Source organism: Halobellus limi, from assembly GCF_004799685.1.
Classification (GTDB): Archaea; Halobacteriota; Halobacteria; order Halobacteriales; family Haloferacaceae; genus Haloquadratum; species Haloquadratum limi.
This window is the reverse complement of the sequence record NZ_CP031311.1, coordinates 396590-414127: the sequence shown is the minus strand read 5'-3', so window position 1 is coordinate 414127 and position 17538 is coordinate 396590. Positions and strand designations below refer to the sequence as shown.

Below are 17538 nucleotides of genomic sequence, written 5' to 3'. Positions count from 1 at the left end.
GCGACGGCGGACGCTTTTTGTCTCCGCCGACGGTGCGTCGGGGTATGTCTGCGACCGTCGCCGCCTGCCAGCTCGCACTCGCCGATCTCGACGTCGAGGCGAACCTCGCGGCCGTCGAAGCGCGGGTCCGCGGACTCCCCGAGGACGTCGCCGTCGCGCTCTTCCCGGAGTACGCGCTCACCGGATTCGTCGCCGACGGGCGCGCGGTCGACGTCGCGCTCTCCCGGGACGGACCGGAACTCGACCGCGTCGCGAGGCTCGCACGCGACTCGGAGACCGCCCTCCTCGTGGGGTTCGTCGAACGCGGGGACGACGGGAGCGGAACCGACGGTACCGGGCTCTACAACACGACGGCCTACGTCTCCCCCGACGGGACGCGGACGTTCTACCGGAAGCGACACCTGTGGGAGGGCGAGCGCGAGGTGCTCGACGCCGGTTCGGAGCGGACCGTCGTCGACACGCCCGTCGGAGAGACGGGGATCCTCACCTGTTACGATCTCAACTTCGTCGGCGAGAGCGCCGCCTTCACCCGCGAGGGGGTCGACGCGCTGTTCGTCGTCGGGGCGTGGCCGGGGGCCTACAGCGAGAACTGGACGCTGCTCCTCCGCGCGCGGGCGCTCGACGGCGTCCGCTGGGTCGTCGGCGCGGGCCGGACGGGGCGTCGCGACGTCCCCGACGCCGAGTCCGTCGCCTACGCCGGGCGCTCGCTCGTCGCGCGGCCGGACGGCGGGATTCACGCGGCGCTCGACCGTCGGGAGGACGACCTCGTCGCCGAGCTGAGTCCGGAAACTCTCGACGCACAGCGGGACCTCGTCGGGATCTACGACGACGAATCCCGGACGCCGTCGCGGCCGACGGACGACGAGTGAACCGCGGCCCCCCGGCGACGGCTCGCCGACGGCGACTTTTTCACGCCGGCCGCCCTCGGTCGGGGTATGACAGACGACGCGTCGGAGACCGACCGCGAACTCTCACTCGGCGTCCCCAGAGGCGTCCTCGAATCGCTGCCCGAAGACGGCGACAACGCCGCCGCGGACATGAAACAGGCGGTCGCGGGACTGGAGGGGAGCCTCGAAGACGCGATCGACTCCGCCGACTCCGAGGCGGAGGCGGCGAGTTACGCCGTCGACGTCGTCGAACACCTCGAAGACCGGATGGAGACCTACGACGGGTTCGTCCCCGAACTCAGGGCGTGGGGGCAGTCGCCGATCTACGCCATCGCCTGGCGGAACCTCTACGCGGAACTGATCGCACAGATCTACGAGCACGACTGGCTCGCCGCCCACATCGACCGCGAGCGGAACTACCGCCTCGTCGAAGACGGGATCCGGTTCGGGGACCGCTGACCGGAGCTGACCGTCCCCCGCGCCTGATCGGCCAGAGCGGTACTCGCCCCGCACGGGCGCGCACTTTTTTGCCCGCCCCGCCCCAGGGTCGAGTATGTCCGTTCAACTGCGGTTCTTCGCCACCTTTCGGGAGGCGGTGGGGACGAAGACTATCACCCGCGAGTACGACGCCGAGACCGTCGGCGACGTCCTCGTCGCGCTCGAAGACGAGTTCGAGGGCCTGACCGGCGAGATCCTCGAGGACGGCGCGGTGCGACCGCAGGTGAACGTGCTCCTGAACGGCCGCGACGTCGAACACGAGCGGGGGACGGAGACCCCAGTCGAGTCCGACGACACGCTGAGTATCTTCCCGCCGGTCGCCGGTGGCGCTCCGGGGAGGGCGCGATGAGCGACGCGCGGGTGAGAAGAGAGAAGTCGTTCCGGGGGATCTCGCTCAGACTGGCGCGCCACTACCTCGAGAAACTCGGCGGCGACGCCGTCGGCGACGAGCGCGTCGAGGCCGACGACTGGGCGGCGTCGCTGTCGGCGGAGAAGGTGTCGATCGGCCCGACGCTGAAGCTCACGGAGGTGACGGTGGTCTTCGAGGGCGACCCCGCCGCCCTCGACGACCTGATCGATCGGTTCTCCCAGAAGGCGATGCGCGCCGGTGGGTGACGTGAGCGACGGCGGCGGGGCGAACGGCGGGGCCGACGGAACCGACGCGACCGGCGGGGCGGGAGAGCCTCAGGCGCTCCCGCTCGACGGCGACGTACTGATGTACACGGGCGCGACCGCCAGCGTCGCTCCCGAGCGCCTGGCGCCGTTGCTGCGGGAGGTGCAGTCGCACCTCGATCCGCAGTTCGAGGCGTACGCCCGCTCCTACGAACGCGCTCACGCCGACGAGGAGCGCGCCGTCTTTCTGGTTCCCGACGGCCACTGGACCGACGTCGGTTCCGAACTCGGCCTCCCCGAGCGCGAAGTCGACGCGGTGCGGCGGGCGCACGCCCAGCAACTCAGACGGATCGGGACGCGGACGGACAGGCGCGAGGAACTGGAGACCGCCCTGGAGATCCGCGAGGCGGTCGTCGTCGGGCGCCGTAGTAGCGTTTGCGACTGATCTCGCATCCGATCGCACGCGGTCGATCGAGTGAGCGACGACCTGCAAACGCCACGAGCGGCGTCAGGAGTCCCGCTCGGATTCGGACTCTCCCGGAGAGCCGTATCGCTCCTCGACCGTCCGGACGTATTCGGAGAGGAACGCCGTCTGTGGACCCGGCTCCCGCCCGACTTCGGTTTCGGAATCGGCTGGCGACGTTCCCTCGGGCTCGGCCTCGGTATCCAGCGTCGACGTCCGCTCGGAGTCGCTCTCGGAATCGAGCGCCGGCGTTCGCTCGGCGTCCACCGCGACGGTCTCCTCGACGTCGATCAGGAGCGCTTCGAGTTCGCCGCGCGGCTGGTGACAGAGCCCGCGGTAACACTCCTTACAGAGGTGCTCGAAGGACTTGCCGTGTCTCTCCCAGCGGTTGCCGTGCTTGTCGTACTCGCGCGCCTCCGAGCGCGGGAGCGACGTGCCGCAGGCGATGCAGACCACCGTCGTCCCGTCCCGGGTGTTCCGGGAGCGCCACATACGCGTACCCAGGCACCACCCTCACTTAGCGTTTGTCCGCGTGCGCACTCGCGCCGACGCGGTGCGACTGAACCGAGAGACCGGCGGAGCGAGGGCGCGCGAGAGACTGCCCCGTGTCGCGCCATTTATCGGCCGGCGCGCCGTGCGACCGGATATGGAAGTCAAATCCCGACACCACCTCCGCGCCGACGAGATCGGCGAGTTGGAGGCCGCGATCGAGTCGAAGACGGGCGTCGAACTCGACGGCGACAGCTACGAGATGGTCGAACTCGCCGACGAGCCGTTCGACGTGGTCCTCGTCGACGGCGAGAGCGACGTCGTGCAGTTCGAGGACGAGGCCTTCCTGACCGTCCAGGGCGCGAACCGCCACGGGGTGACGAAGGGCGTCGTGACCGTCGACGCCGGGGCGATCTCGTTCGTCAGCGACGGCGCGGACGTGATGCGGCCGGGCATCGTCGAGGCCGACGCGGGGGTCTCGGAGGGCGACCTCGTCACGATCGCCGAGGAAACCCACGGCAAGGTCCTCGCGATCGGCCGAGCGCTCGTCGACGGCGAGGAGATGACCGGCGATTCGGGAAAGGTCGTCGAGTCCGTCCACCACGTCGGCGACGACCTCTTCGAGTTCGTCGTGTGAATCGTCTCGAACGGTCGGCGCCCCGACCGAGCACCGCGCGTCGGACTCCTCGATCCCACGCCGCGCGTCAGACGCTCGTCTGACGTAAGAACTAACGTGGTACTCCCGTTTGAGAGAGGTATGGGGATTATGAGCAAGATCATCAGCGGGGGCGGACAGCATTCGACAGACGAGTACCTCGATCTCGACGTCGAGGGCGTCGAAACCTCCCGCGGTGAGGCCGGAATGAGCGTCCGGATCGCGAAGATCAGCGGCCAGCAGGACGTCATCGCCATCAAGGACGCCGTCTACGACGGGGACCTCGTGATCGCGGACATCACGCGACACACGACCTCCGACAGCACGATGGAACACATCATCGACGACCTGCGGCAGGTGGCCGAGGAGGTCGACGGCGACATCGCCCAGAAGGGCGACGACCAGATCATCATCGCCCCCACGGGCGTCGGCGTCGCGCGGGAGAAACTGAACTGACGCGGGTCTTCGGGACTGAGGCCGATCTTCTCGAACTGACGCGCGTCTCTTCGACGCCGCCTCCGTCCGCGGTCGACGGATCGCCCTCGACCGCCGGAACCGACGAACTTTCCTCTCCGCTCTCCATACCCGAGCGTAGATGAGCAAGGACTTCATCGAGGTTCGCGGTGCCGAAGAGCACAATCTGAAGGACCTCGACGTCCGGATTCCGCGCGAGACGTTCACCGTCGTCACCGGCCTCTCGGGGTCGGGCAAGTCGTCGCTCGCCTTCGAGACGGTCTACGCCGAGGGGCAGCGGCGCTACATCGAGTCGCTGTCGGCGTACGCCCGCAACTTCCTCGGACAGATGGACAAACCGCAGGTCGAGTCCGTCGAGGGGCTCTCGCCGGCGATCTCCATCGACCAGAAGAACGCCGCCAACAACCCCCGTTCCACGGTCGGCACGGTGACGGAACTCCACGACTACCTCCGGCTGCTGTACGCCCGCGTGGGGACGCAGTACGATCCCGTCACGGGCGAGGAGGTGGGCGAGCAGTCCGCCCAGGAGATGGTGAGTCAACTGCTGGAACTCCCCGAGGGGACCCGCGCGAAGATCGCCGCGCCGGTCGCCCGGGACCAGAAGGGCGCCTTCGAGGACCTCTTCGAGGACCTCGTGAGCGAGGGGTACGCGAGGGTCGAGGTCGACGGCGAGGAGTACGACCTGACGCTCGACGAACCCGACCTGGACAAGAACTACGACCACACGATCGACGTGATCGTCGACCGGGTGAAGATCGACCCGGCGAGTCGCTCGCGGATCGCCGACTCCGTCGAGACCGCCTTGGAAGAGGCCGACGGCGTCCTGAAGGTGATCGTTCCCGATCCCCCGGAGGACGTCCCGTTCGCCTCGAACACGCGTTCGACGGGCGCGCTCGCCGGCGAGGGCGACGACCGTCTCGTCGTGGAGTTCTCCGAGGAACTGGGCAATCCCAATTCGGACTTCCAGTTCTCGGAGATCGAGACGCGCTCGTTCTCGTTCAACAGCCCGCACGGGGCCTGTCCGGAGTGTGAGGGCCTCGGACAGACCAAGGAGGTCGACGAGGACCTCGTCGTCCGCGACCCCTCGAAGCCGATCAAGCACGTCTTCGAGGCGTGGTCGTACAACCGCTCGTACTATCGGACGCGGCTCGATTCGGTGGCCGAGCACTTCGGCGTGAGCGTCGACACCCCCTTCGAGGACCTCGACGAGGACGTGCAGCGGCAGTTCCTCTACGGGACCGACCGGGAGGTCGTCTTCGAGCGCCAGACTCGAAACGGGACGCGGCGGAAGACCAAGCGCTTCGAGGGCGTCATCCCGAACCTCGAACGCCGGCACGTCGAGACGGACTCCGACTCGACCAGAGAGCACATCGAGGACTACATGGCGGTCACTACCTGCCCCGCCTGCGAGGGCACGCGGTTGAAGGAGCAGTCCCGTCACGTCCGCGTCGCCGGCACCGCGCTCACCGAGGTCAACCGGATGAGCATCGGCGACGCGCTGGCGCACTTCGAGGGGTTGGAGGACGAGCTCACCGACCGCGAGCGCACCATCGCCGAAGAGATCCTCAAGGAGATCCGCGCGCGCCTCGGCTTCATGGAGGAGGTCGGCCTCGAGTACCTCACGCTCGACCGGGAGGCGTCGACCCTGTCGGGCGGGGAGAGCCAGCGGATCCGACTCGCCACGCAGGTGGGTTCCGGTCTCGTCGGCGTCCTCTACGTCCTCGACGAGCCCTCGATCGGCCTCCACCAGCGCGACAACGACCGCCTGCTCGACACGCTCGAGGGCCTGCGCGACCTCGGCAACACGCTGCTCGTCGTCGAGCACGACGAGGAGACGATGCGCCGGGCGGACAACGTCATCGACATGGGCCCCGGCCCGGGCAAGCGCGGCGGCGAGATCGTCGTCCAGGGCGACTTCGACGACGTCTGCGACGCCGAGGGATCGGTCACGGGCGATTACCTCTCGGGGCGAAAGGAGATCCCCGTCCCCGAGGAACGCCGCGACTCGGAGACCGAGCTGACGATCCGCGGCGCGCGCCAGCACAACCTCAAGGACGTCGACGTGTCGCTCCCGATCGGGCAGTTCACCGCCATCACCGGCGTCTCCGGATCGGGCAAGTCGACGCTGATGCACGAGATCCTCTACAAGGGCCTGGCCCGCGAGATGAACGACAACACCTCCGTCGATCCCGGTGACCACGACGCCCTCGAGGGGATCGACGAGATCGAGACGGTGCGGCTGATCGATCAGTCGCCGATCGGCCGGACGCCCAGATCGAATCCCGCGACGTACACGGGCGTGTTCGACCACATCCGGAAGCTCTTCGCGGAGACGAAGCTCTCGAAGCAGCGCGGCTACGAGAAGGGCCGGTTCTCGTTCAACGTCAAGGGCGGCCGGTGTGAGGCCTGCGGCGGGCAGGGCACCGTGAAGATCGAGATGAACTTCCTCTCGGACGTCTACGTCCCCTGCGAGGAGTGCGACGGCGCGCGCTACAACGACGAGACGCTCGACGTGGAATACAAGGGCGAGACGATCGCGGACGTCCTCGATATGGAAGTCTCGGAGGCACTGGAGTTCTTCGAGGCCAACTCCCAGCTCCGCCGCCGACTCCAGTTGCTCGAGGACGTCGGCCTCGGCTACATGACGCTCGGGCAGCCGTCGACGACCCTCTCCGGTGGAGAGGCCCAGCGCGTCAAACTCGCAGAGGAACTCGGGAAGAAACAGACCGGCGACACCCTCTACCTGCTGGACGAGCCGACGACCGGCCTCCACAAGGAGGACGAGCGGAAGCTGATCGAGGTGCTCCAGCGGCTCACCGACAACGGCAACACCGTCGTCGTCGTCGAGCACGAACTCGACCTCGTGAAGAACGCCGACAACATCGTCGACCTCGGTCCCGAGGGCGGCGAGGGCGGCGGCGAGGTCGTCGCCAGCGGCACGCCCGAGGCCGTCGCGCGCACGGAGGAGTCGCACACGGGCCGGTACCTCCGCGACCTCCTGCCCGCGATCGACGAGGAGGGACCGCGCGCGGACCGGCGTAAGCCCGCGAAGCCGGCGGACGACGACTGAATCGGTTCGGACCCCGGCCGACCGGATCACACCCAACGGTCGGCGAATCGCACGGAGCCGACGCGTCGCTGTCGGCCGCACAGTTGCACGGTGGCGAACAGTCGGCACCCGCGTCGGCGACGTCCCGGCCCGTCGCTTTTTCCCCGCGCCGACGTGCCGAGCAATCGCGACCCGACGCGGGGCTGGCTTCAGATCACGCCGCGTCTGGTCCCGGCTTCGTATATAAATGCACGTACGACCCGTTGCGGTAGCGTGCGCGCCGTCCCGGCTCTCGCAGTGCCAGCCCGCCGGCGAGGCCAAGTGACTGCGTGCCGTACGAGGTCCTATGACGACTTGCTACGCCGCCTCGGGCGCGGGCGTCCTCGTCGTCCGCGACGTCGCTACCGACGGCGACGGTCGCGCGGCGTCGAACGACGAGACCGCGGCCGTCGGGCCGACCGCCGAGTACACCTTCGAGCGCGACGACGTCGAGTGCCTCGACGCGTCCAGCGACGCTCCGGATCGCGTCTTCTGCGGGACGTTCGACGCCGGTCTCCACCGCTCGGTCGACGGCGGGCGAACCTGGGAGCGCGTCGGCGAGGGCGTCCTCGAACCGTCGGTGACGAGCGTGACCGTCTCGCCGCACGACCCGGACGTCGTCTACGCCGGAACCGAACCGAGCCGCGCCTACCGCTCCGTCGACGGCGGCGAGACCTGGGCGGAACTGGCCGAACTCACCGACCTCCCCTCCGCGCCCACGTGGTCGTTCCCGCCGCGCCCCGACACCCACCACGTCCGCTGGATCGAGGTCGACCCGGCCGATCCGGACCACCTTTTCGTTGCGGTCGAGGCCGGCGCGCTGATCCAGACGCACGACGGCGGCGAGACCTGGGCGGAGCGCGCGCCGTCGACCCGCCGCGACACGCACACGATGGCCGTCCACCCCGACGCGCCCGACGTCGTCCGGGCGGCCGCGGGCGACGGTTACGCCGAGAGCCGCGACGGCGGCGAGTCGTGGTCGTTCCCGCAGGCGGGGCTGAAACACCGCTACTGCTGGAGCGTCGCGGTCGATCCCGGCGACCCGGGGCGCGTGCTGCTCTCGGCGGCGGCGGGGGCCCGTCGGGCGCACACCGCCGATTCCGCGGCGTCGTATCTGTACCGCCGGGAGGACGGTGTCGGGAGCGCCGCCAGTAGCGGAGAGACGGCGACCGACGCCGACTGGGAACGCCTCGACGACTCGGGCGTTCCGACCGGCGAGGGGATCCTCCGGCCGGTCCTGGCGTCTGGCGCCGACGACGGCGAACTGTTCGCGCTCACGGATCGCGGGCTGTTCCGGACAGGCGACGGCGGCGACAGTTTCGGCCGCGTCGACGTGGAGTGGCCCGAGACGTTTCGGGGGACGACGGCGAGCGGGCTTGCGGTCGTCGAAGACCGGTGACGCGGGTCGTCGAGGACCGATGACGCGAGCCGTCGGCCCCGCGTCGACCGAGAAGGTATTTGCCGTCGGATCCGGTATGGGTGAGTGATGTACGATTTCGCGGTCGTGGGCGTCGGCCCCGCCGGCGCGCGCTTCGCCCGGCGCGCGGCCGAGTCCGGACACGACGTCGTCGCCTTCGAGCAGGGAACCGTCGGGACGCCGCTGGCGTGTTCGGGGCACGTCAGCACCGACATCTGGGAATACGTCCCCGAAGACGCGAAGGCGGGACTCCTCCAGAACCGCGTCTACGGGGCGCGCTTTCACGTCGGCGGCCCCGACTCGGCGGCCTACCCCTTCTACAAGCGCGAGGAGATCTCGAACGTGATCGACCGGGTCGAACTCGACCGCACGCTCGCCGACTGCGCCCGTGAAGCGGGTGCGGACGTCCGCGAGGAACACACCGTCGTCGACGTCGACGAGCGCCACGACGGCGTCGAACTCACCGTCTCGAACGCGGGCGGGACCGAGACCGTCCGCGCGAAGATGGTCGCCGGCTGCGACGGGCCGACCTCGCGGGTGCGGCGACAGTGCGGGCTTCCCGAACCCGCAGAGATCCTCCACGGCGTCCTCGCGTTCGACCCCGACCCCGACGACGGCGACTTCGTCGACGTCCACCTCACCGCGCCGCGCTTCTTCGCCTGGCGCATCCCCCGCGGCGACGCGGGCGTCGAGTACGGCCTCGCCGCGCCGCCGGGGCGCTCGGTCAACGACCTGTTCGACCGACTCACCGACGCCTACGGCGTCGAGACCGAGCACTTCTGCTCGGGAGCGATACCGATCGGCCCGCCCGAGCGGGTGCATAGCCGACGCGCGTTCCTGCTCGGCGACGCGGCCGCGCAGACGAAGCCGTTCACCGGCGGCGGCATCCTCTACGGGATGACCGCCGCGGACTGCGCCGCGCGGACCGTCGACCCCGACGACCCGGGCACGCTGCGGGAGTACGAGTCGGCGTGGCGCTCGGAGCTCTCTCGGGAGATCGCGCTGGGCCACTGGCTCCGTCGGGCGTATTCGCTCCCGGAGCCGGTACAGCGACTCGGACTACGGACGCTCTCGGGCGAGATCGGCGTCCACATGGACCGTCCCACCTCGTTCTTCTCGCGGGAGCACCTGGCGAAACTGGTCGGTCGGTAGCGGTAGAGCCCGAACCCGTCGCGGCCGACGTCGGCCCCCCGCCAGCAGTCGAGACGTGACCGCCGTCAGTGGGCGAGGTCGGACTCGTCGTCGGCGGTCGAAAAGAACAGTTCGACCGTCGATCCGTCGCCCTCGGAGTACTCGATCCGCCCGCCGATCCGCTCGACCGTCCAGCGGACGAGCCAGAGGCCGACGCCGCCGGCGTGGGATGTCGGACGCTCCTCGGCGTCGCCGAAGACGGTGTGTTCGTGCCGGGGGATTCCCCCGCCCTGGTCGGTGACCGCGAGCACCGTCTCCTCGGGGCCGGGATCGATCCGAACGACGACCGGCGGATCGCCGTGCTGGGCCGCGTTCTCGACGATCTCGACGACCGCGAGGGGAACGCCCTGGTCGCCGCGGATCGGTGCCTCGTCGGGGAGGGACGTCTGAACGGGAACGTCCGGATAGCCCGACCTGACCTCTTCGATGGCGTCGAGCGCGTCGGCGACGAGGTCACGGGTATCGACCGTCGTCGACTCGTTGCTCACGACGTCTCGGAAGTGTCGTGCGGTCTCGCTCTGTCCGAGCAGGTCCTCGCCCGCGTCGAGGATCCGCTCGGCGGCGGTTCGGACCGCGGGCTCGTCGTGATCGATCAACTGCTCGGCGTAGCCGGTGACGACGTTCATCCGGTTGCGGACGTTGTGTCGGAGCACCCGGTCGAGCACCGAGAGCCGCCGCCGGTTCCTGACCCACTCGGTGACGTCCCGCTGGAATCCGAGGTAGTTCGTCACCGTCCCCGACGCGCCTGTGACGGGCATCACGTCGAGCGCGTTGTAGAAGGGCTCGCCGTCCTTGCGGTAGTTCACGAGGATCTCGCTGACCGACTCCTCGACGTCGATCGCGCGCCGTATCCGAGCGACGCTCGTCTCGTCGGTCCGCTCTCCCTGCAGGAACCGACAGTTGCGACCGAGCGCCTCCTGGCGGTCGTAACCGGTGATCTCGACGAACTTCTCGTTGACGTAGATCATCGGATTGTCCGGAAGCTCCGGGTCGGTGATCGTGATCCCGACGGCCGCCTCGTCCATCGCTCGGCGGTACAGTTCGAGTCGACGCTCGCGCTCGATCCGCTCGGTCACGTCCTGAACGAGGACCAGGAGTTCGTCCCCCTCCCCGGTGCGGACGGCCGCCACCTCACAGATCGCGGTCCGATCGTCGGTCTCGAAGGCGACCGTCCGATACGGCGGACCGCCGGCGGTGACCTCCGCGGGCGCGTTCTCCAGCAGTCGACGGAAGGGACCGCGGTCCGCCGCCGCGACGAACCGCTCCGGGGCGTCGCCCGAGATCGACGTCGAATCGCGTCCGAAGAACCGCTCTGCGGCCCGGTTCGCCGCGGTGATCTCGCCGTCGTCGACCAGGAGTTTCGCGTTCGGCGCCAGCTCGAACAGCCGGCGGTACCGCTCTTCGGCCTCCCAGAGGTCCCGAGAGAGCTGCCGGCGACGGGCGAGCGTGTCGATCCTGAACCGGAGCCGCTCGGGATCGATCGGCGCCGTCACCACGTCGTCGATCAGATTCCGCAGCGAGGAGTCGAGCCGCTCCAGCCCCCGGCCGCGCTCTTCGACGAGCAGGCAGGGGAGGAAGGTCCCCTCCTCCGCCTGCGACCGCCGGATCGCCTCGGCGAACCGCTGCAGTCCGGCCCGGTCGGCGAGACAGACGTCGAAGGCCGGCAGCCGCTCGACGCCCTCCCCGGGCGGTGTGACGAGGCTGTACGCCGACGCGTTCCGGATCCAGTCGACGAGCACGCGGCGGTTCCCGGGGGTCGAGACGAGGACGAGGACGTTCGTCTCGGGGGTCGTCCGCTCGCCCGTCATTCGGAGGGATCGGAGCGACCGGGGCCGTCCTCGGCTGGACCGTCGGTCCCGTCGGCCCGGTCGGTTCCGCTCCCCGGGCCGGCGGCGCGGCCGGACGCCACGTCGGCATCGGCGGCGTGCGGTTCGAGCGGACTGTCGCCGCCCCACTCCGGCGTTCCCGTGAGAATCCCGCGGAGCCCGGTCAGCGGCTCGCCGACGTGAACGCCGTCCGCTCCGATCTCGAACTCTCTGAGCGTCCGCTCGAAGTCGCCGGTCCGCTTCTTCAGCACGCCGATCGCCTTGCGGAGTTCGCCGTAGGCTTCGAGGTATCTGAGAAACAGGAGGTTATCGGCCAGGTAGCTGATGTTCGAACTCGTCGGCTCGAAGTCGCCCGTGACGGAGTCGAGGTCGTCGACGAAGATCGCGCTCACGCCCATCCGCTTGAGGTACCGCCCGAGCGCGTGGAGTTCGCGGATCAGTTCCGACTCGTCGCCGCGGATCGAGAGCCGGTACCCGGAGACGCCGTCGATCACGACGAATTCGGCGTCGCGCTCCTCGACCTGGCTCCGGACCCGCGTTGCGAACTCGTCCGGGGAGATCGACAGCGGTTCGACCTCCTCGACGGAGAGGGTCCCCTCGGCCTCCAGATCCTCGATCGGGACGCCGACGCCCTCCGAGCGGCGGAGGAAGGTGTCGCGCGTCTCCTCGAAGAGGTAGAAGACGGCGCGTTCGCCGCGAGCGGCCGACTCGCTCGCGAACTGCGTCGCCGTCGTCGACTTCCCGACGCCGCTGGGGCCGCTCACGACCGTCACCGTGCTACCCTCGATGCCGCCGTGAAGGAGAGCGTCGAGTTCGTCGACGCCGGACGAGAGCGTCCGAGAGTCCCGATCACGACCGTGGGCGTCGGGAGAGAGCTTCGTGAACACCGACATCCCCCCGTCAGTGATCCGGACCGTGTGCGCGCCCGAGAGGAAGTCGGAGCCGCGGAGCTTCGTCACCTCGATCGTCCGCCCCTTGGGAGCGTGTGCGAGCCTGATGCTCCCGTCGCAGAGGTACTCGAGCGTCGCTCGCTCGCCCTCGACGGCCGCCTGCGCGCTGAACAGGACGGTCGCGCCCGCGTCGGCGAGGTACTGGACGAAGCCGGCGACCTCCTGGCGGTACTGGTACTCGTCGGGCGCGAGGTACTGCAGGTGCGTCAGCGGGTCGACGAAGACGCGGTCGGGGGCGGTCTCCTCGACCGCCTCGACGATCCGCGCGGTGACGCCCGACCCCTCGACGACGTCCGGCTCGAACACGTCGTACGACCGGTCGTCGACGAACCGATCCGCGTCGGGCGAGAGGTCGAGAAACGTGATCTCGGACGTGTCGAACCCCAGTTGCTCCGCGTCGGCGGCGAGGTCCGCCGGATCCTCCTCGAAGGCGACGAAGAGGGCGTTCTCGCCCGCGTCGATGCCGGCGGTCAGAAAGTGGAGTCCCGCGATCGTCTTTCCCGTCCCGGCGCCGCCGGTGATCATGTACGCCCGCTCCCGGAGGAGCCCGCCGTGGAGGATCTCGTCGAGACCGGCGATCCCGGTCGAGAGACGATCGCGCTCGTGCATAGTACGGTCCGAGGACCCGGAGATATTGATACTTGGGATGCGGTATCGGGCCCGGAAATCCGGATCCGGGCGCGCTACTCGTCCGGATACGAGGGGAGACGCGCCGACACCGCGCTCCCCTCGACGAACGGCAGCGGAGCGACGGACGCGTCGACCGCGCCGCCGTCGGTGCGGACCGCCAGCGACGGCCCCCCGTCCCCCGACGCGAGTTGCGCCGCGACCTCGAAGTCGACGAAGCCGAGGGCGATCGGCCGGCCCAGGCGGGGGCTCTCGACGGTCCGGGTGACCTCGCCGACGGCCTCGTCGTCCCCGTCCTGCCGAGCGACGAGCGACGCGCCGGCATCCGGGAGCGCGTCGACGCCGGCCGACGCGTCGTCGTGACTGTCGAGTCGGAGGCCGACCAGTCGCTGACTCGGCCGGCCGCGGTTCTCGACCTTCGAGACGACCTCCTGGCCGACGTAACAGCCCTTCTCGAAGTCGAGCGCGTTGCGGAGGCCGACCACGTTCGGGATCCGGCCGTCGAGTTCGGTGTCGAAGAGCGGCGTTCCGGCCTCGGCGGTGAGAATATCCCACGTCCGATAGCCGAACGGGACGGCGTTCATCCCGAACGTCAGGAGCGTCTCGAAGACGCGCTCGGCGGCGTCGGCGGCGCAGACGACCTCGTACCCCTCCTCGCCCGCGAGACCGTCACCCGCGATCACGGTGACGCCCTCGCCGCCCATCGACCCGCGCACGAAGGAGAGTTCGGGTTCGGGCGCGCCCGCCCCGTTGAGCACGCTCGCGACCTTCTCGGTTGACTTCGAGCCGTGGACGCCGAAGACCGCGAAATCGGTCGAGGCCTCCCGGACCTCGACGTCTCGGATGAAGACGTTCTCCGACCACTCCTCGGCCAGCGGTGCCGCGCGCGCCGGCGGGGTGAAACACAGCAGCCGCTCGCCGGCGTTGTAGACGTACAGGTCCGTCTCGATGCGTCCCTGCGGATCGAGGAGCAGCGCGTAGACCCCCTGGCCGTCACGGCCGGGAACCCGGTTCGAGACCGTGTCGTCGACGAACTCGACCCGGTCGTCGCCCTCGACGACGACGACGCCGTAGCCCATCTCGATCACGCCGGCGCCGTTGCGGACGGCCAGCGTCGTCCGCTCCGGCCGGCCGTAGTCGGTGACGATCCGGCGACCGCCGCGCTCTTCGAACGTCGCACCGTGGTCCTCGTGCTGCTCCGTGACGACCGTCATTGTCGGATCGTGTGCGCTCTACGGGGAAAACCGCAGCGTCCCGCCGGTCGCCGCCGTGAGGTCGGTTCGCTCCCGGTCGCTCGACGAGCGTTTATATACGAAGACGGGCCCAGACGTCCCGTGACGTAGGAGACGCCCCGCGTCGGGTCGCGGTTGCCCGGCACGTCGACGCGGGAGTAATCAGTATGAGCGGATCTCGTTCGGCGCGGACGACGTCCGGTGGGTGCCGGCTGTTCGCCACGTCTGAATCGGTCCCGTGGAGCCGTGCACATCTCACAGCCCCAGCCGGTCCCGAAGCGCGTCGACCAGCCCCTGCTCTTCGTCTCTCGCCTCCTCCGGGTCGGGGACGACTCTGTCGGCGACGAGGATGACGACCCGGTCGTCGTCGCCGTTCTCGACCGAGATGAGGCCGTCTCGCTTCAGCGCCGCCAGCGCGTCTTCGATCTCGTCGATGTCGGCGTCGACGGCGGCGCGCACCTCGAAGACGGTCATCCCGTCGCCCGCACGATCGACGAGTGCGTCGAGCACCGCCACTTCGACGTCGCGTCGGTCTCGGAACTCCCGCCGCGCTCTCATAGGGGGACGTTGACTCCCACGGGGTATACGCTTACCGCCGGCCGGGGCCGGGGCACCGACGAGCAGCGGCCGCCCTATCTGGCCGGCGACCGACGACGCCCTATCTGGCCGACAACTGGGGACTGCCACGCCAGACCAACGACCAGCACCCGACACCTCAAGTCAACGACCAGCACCCGACACCTCAGGTCGTGACCGGCCGCGTCTGCCGTCCGTCTGACGCAGGAGGTACACTTTTGACGCTGAATGCCGGAACAGCGGGTAATGGGACTCAAGTGCCGTCTTCTCGGGCACGCCTACGGGGACGCCGAGGTCGAGCGAAACCGGGAGGAACAGGGGGACGAGGTCGTCGTCACCATCCGCGAGGTGCAGGTGTGTGAGCGGTGTGGCGCCGAACAGGTCGTCAGCCAGAACAAGGAGGTGACGGCGATCCGCTCGCCCGCGGAGGTCGGCCTCGACGATTCCGCGACGACCGACGAGGGCGATCCGTCGACGGTCGAGGACGCGCAAGCGTCCCCGTCGCAGGCGGGGACGACGGACCAGACGGACGGACCGACCGCGACGCCCGCCGAGCGCGGCACGGGCGACGAGAGCGGGAGCCAAACGGCCGAGGGCGCCCGCGCGGGGGCGTCGGCGTCGGCGGGAGCGGATACCGATCCGGCGGACGCCGACGGTGAGCGTGCCGACGAAAGCGAGCCCGGTTCACCGGGAGTGAGTCCGGGCGAGGACCCCGCCGGAGCGTCGTCCGAGCCGATCGAGGAGGCCGAGTCCGACGGGTGGGAGACCGGCAGCGACGACTGGGAGGACGTCGAGGCCGATCCGGACGCCGACGACGCCGTCATCCTCGACGACGAGGTGACCGAGCGAGACGAGGCGCAGTGGCCCGAGGAGACCGACGCGGATCCGACCCGGCCCGCCACCGCCGAAGACGACGTGCCGGGCGACGCCGCAACGGCCGGCGACCCCGCGGCGGGCGACGCCGCGACAGCCGACGATCCGGCGGCCGACGAAGAGGTGACGAACGACGCCGAGATCATCGACGGCGACGAGGACGGGGACGACGCGCCGCGGGAACGCGGCCACGGCGAGTGGCCCGAGCGGGACGACGCCCCCTCGGCGAGTCAGTGGCCCGACCACGAGGGCGAGGACGAGGGATACGACGCGACGGTCGACGAGGACGCCGACGTCGAACTCGGCGGAAACGGTCTCACCCCGGAGGTCAACGGCCGCGCGGACCTCGACGAGCGCGGCGACCGTTCGGTCCAGGGCGTCGCCGTCGAACGGGAGCGTCCGGCCGACGGCCGATCGCGCGCGGATCCGGACGCGCCCGACGAAGCGTCCGACGAGGGGTTCATCCGCGCGCGGGAGTCGACGACGCTCGAGTCCGACGTGCCGGACGACCACATCGAGTTCTACTGCCCGAACTGCGGTCACGCCCGGAGCGCGGGCGCGTCCTCGATGCGCGCCGGCGACATCTGTCCGGAGTGCAAACAGGGGTACATCGCCGAACGCGAGCGCTGACGCCCGTATGTGCGAGGCCGACGCCGCTCGATCGGTGACGAAACAGGTAAACCACCACCTATCGAACCACGGCCCATGAAGGAGTACAAGATGCGTCGCGGGGAAACGCTGGAGGATCGCATCCCGGACATGGAGTCGACGGTCGAGGAGTACTTCGGCCCGATCTCGGGGACGACGGAGTACAAGGGGAGCGACCTCTACGTCGTCGAAGAGCCGGAGAACCCGGTGTTCGAGCGGGTCGTCGCCGGCGCGGTGAGCTACAGCGGCAAGAAGGACCGCCTCGGCGTCGAGTTCGAAGAACGCGACCCGACCGAACTCTCGCCCGACGACCTCGAAGCCGCCGGCGACGCGGTCGACGCGAAGAACGACTTCCTCCTCGAGGCGACGGGTCGGGACGCGAAGTCGCGGCGCGACTCGATGAAGCGGGACGTCGAGGACGACGCCCCGGACTACTGATCGGCGAGCCGAGCGGCGCTGCGGCCGGGACGTGATTTTAAATCCCAGAAGCGAGTAGTCGTTCGTGACAAATGGCCATAGAGACGATGCTACTGGCAGTGGGACCGAGCGACCGGGACCGAATCGATCGGCTGACCGAGGAAACGCTGGACGTCGCCGGCCCGACAGGAGCGACGGTCGTCGTCGGACACGTATTCACGCGTGACGAGTACGAGGACGTGCTCGAGAAGTTGGAGTTCGATCGCGAGGTCGACGAGGTGTCGGCCGACGACGTCGCCGGCCGCCATACGACCGTCCGCGACATCGTCGACCGACTCGACGAGGCCGGCGTCGACTACGAGATCCGCGGTGCCGTGGGCGACCACGCCGACTCGATCGTGGAACTGGCCGAGGACGTCACCGCCGACCGCGTCCTCGTGGGCGGTCGTCACCGCTCGCCGACGGGCAAGGCAGTGTTCGGAAGCACCGCCCAGACGGTGATGCTCGAGGCGCCCTGTCCGGTCACGTTCGTCCGGTCCGGAACCAGGTGAAGCCGCGGTCGCAGCCGGGCGACGAAGAACCGTCACCGACGCACGCGGGGCTGATCCGACCGTC

Annotated in this window: 17 protein-coding genes and 1 pseudogene; 13 read left to right on the top strand and 5 right to left on the bottom strand. The window is 69.6% G+C overall.

Annotated features, from left to right (window positions below; genetic code table 11):
• Nucleotides 1-44 precede the first annotated feature (44 nt).
• From DV707_RS02060 to DV707_RS02040, 5 genes are all read left to right on the top strand, one after another.
• Nucleotides 45-869 carry a carbon-nitrogen hydrolase family protein gene (locus DV707_RS02060; RefSeq protein ID WP_103990842.1) on the top strand — a complete coding sequence of 275 codons (825 nt, stop codon included), beginning with the start codon at nt 45-47 and terminating at the stop codon, nt 867-869.
• A gap of 66 nt (nt 870-935) precedes the next feature.
• Nucleotides 936-1346, top strand: coding sequence for a hypothetical protein (locus DV707_RS02055; protein WP_103990843.1), 411 nt, complete (start codon nt 936-938; stop codon nt 1344-1346).
• 94 nt (nt 1347-1440) lie between these two features.
• Entirely contained in the window at nt 1441-1734 is a 294-nt protein-coding gene (locus DV707_RS02050) for a ubiquitin-like small modifier protein 1 (RefSeq protein WP_103990844.1), read from the top strand.
• The gene (locus DV707_RS02045) at nt 1731-2000 is read left to right on the top strand and encodes a hypothetical protein (protein ID WP_103990845.1); all 270 of its coding nucleotides are present in this window, start codon (nt 1731-1733) and stop codon (nt 1998-2000) included. The genes DV707_RS02050 and DV707_RS02045 overlap by 4 nt, the downstream gene beginning before the upstream one ends.
• A complete protein-coding gene (locus DV707_RS02040; RefSeq protein ID WP_235010727.1) occupies nt 1993-2442 on the top strand; it encodes a hypothetical protein in 450 nt (149 codons plus the stop codon). The genes DV707_RS02045 and DV707_RS02040 overlap by 8 nt, the downstream gene beginning before the upstream one ends.
• Nucleotides 2443-2736: 294 nt before the next feature.
• Here DV707_RS02040 and DV707_RS02035 read toward each other — a convergent pair.
• Nucleotides 2737-2952: pseudogene (locus DV707_RS02035) on the bottom strand (DUF7562 family protein); the annotation flags it as partial.
• 154 nt (nt 2953-3106) lie between these two features.
• Between DV707_RS02035 and DV707_RS02030 the strand changes: the two are divergent.
• From DV707_RS02030 to DV707_RS02010, 5 genes are all read left to right on the top strand, one after another.
• Nucleotides 3107-3586, top strand: a complete 480-nt coding sequence (locus DV707_RS02030) for an RNA-binding protein (RefSeq protein ID WP_103990846.1) — start codon at nt 3107-3109, stop codon at nt 3584-3586.
• Nucleotides 3587-3706: 120 nt separating this feature from the next.
• On the top strand, nt 3707-4060 hold the full coding sequence (locus DV707_RS02025; RefSeq protein ID WP_103990847.1) for a cell division protein SepF: 354 nt from the start codon (nt 3707-3709) through the stop codon (nt 4058-4060).
• Between the two features lie 139 nt (nt 4061-4199).
• Nucleotides 4200-7148, top strand: coding sequence for an excinuclease ABC subunit UvrA (uvrA, locus tag DV707_RS02020; RefSeq protein WP_103990848.1), 2949 nt, complete (start codon nt 4200-4202; stop codon nt 7146-7148).
• Between the two features lie 325 nt (nt 7149-7473).
• The gene (locus tag DV707_RS02015; RefSeq protein WP_103990849.1) at nt 7474-8565 is read left to right on the top strand and encodes a WD40/YVTN/BNR-like repeat-containing protein; all 1092 of its coding nucleotides are present in this window, start codon (nt 7474-7476) and stop codon (nt 8563-8565) included.
• An 87-nt stretch (nt 8566-8652) separates the two neighbouring features.
• A complete protein-coding gene (locus DV707_RS02010) occupies nt 8653-9735 on the top strand; it encodes a geranylgeranyl reductase family protein (protein WP_103990850.1) in 1083 nt (360 codons plus the stop codon).
• A gap of 65 nt (nt 9736-9800) precedes the next feature.
• Here DV707_RS02010 and DV707_RS02005 read toward each other — a convergent pair whose 3' ends face one another.
• The 4 genes from DV707_RS02005 to DV707_RS01990 form a co-directional block, all read right to left on the bottom strand.
• Nucleotides 9801-11582 (bottom strand): PAS domain S-box protein, encoded by a 1782-nt coding sequence (locus DV707_RS02005; protein ID WP_103990851.1) that lies wholly within the window; start codon nt 11580-11582, stop codon nt 9801-9803.
• Nucleotides 11579-13159, bottom strand: a complete 1581-nt coding sequence (locus DV707_RS02000; RefSeq protein WP_103990852.1) for an ATPase domain-containing protein — start codon at nt 13157-13159, stop codon at nt 11579-11581. Before DV707_RS02000 ends, DV707_RS02005 begins: the two co-directional genes overlap by 4 nt.
• A gap of 74 nt (nt 13160-13233) precedes the next feature.
• Nucleotides 13234-14391 carry a CAF17-like 4Fe-4S cluster assembly/insertion protein YgfZ gene (ygfZ, locus tag DV707_RS01995; protein WP_103990853.1) on the bottom strand — a complete coding sequence of 386 codons (1158 nt, stop codon included), beginning with the start codon at nt 14389-14391 and terminating at the stop codon, nt 13234-13236.
• Between the two features lie 273 nt (nt 14392-14664).
• Entirely contained in the window at nt 14665-14967 is a 303-nt protein-coding gene (locus DV707_RS01990; RefSeq protein ID WP_103990854.1) for a DUF6432 family protein, read from the bottom strand.
• A 264-nt stretch (nt 14968-15231) separates the two neighbouring features.
• On the opposite strand from DV707_RS01990, the gene DV707_RS01985 reads away from it, so the two are divergent.
• The 3 genes from DV707_RS01985 (at nt 15232) to DV707_RS01975 (ending at nt 17474) form a co-directional block, all read left to right on the top strand.
• On the top strand, nt 15232-16488 hold the full coding sequence (locus DV707_RS01985) for a DUF7093 family protein (RefSeq protein ID WP_103990855.1): 1257 nt from the start codon (nt 15232-15234) through the stop codon (nt 16486-16488).
• A 75-nt stretch (nt 16489-16563) separates the two neighbouring features.
• Nucleotides 16564-16944, top strand: a complete 381-nt coding sequence (locus DV707_RS01980) for a DUF5611 family protein (protein ID WP_103990856.1) — start codon at nt 16564-16566, stop codon at nt 16942-16944.
• Between the two features lie 71 nt (nt 16945-17015).
• A complete protein-coding gene (locus DV707_RS01975; protein ID WP_103990857.1) occupies nt 17016-17474 on the top strand; it encodes a universal stress protein in 459 nt (152 codons plus the stop codon).
• Nucleotides 17475-17538 lie beyond the last annotated feature (64 nt).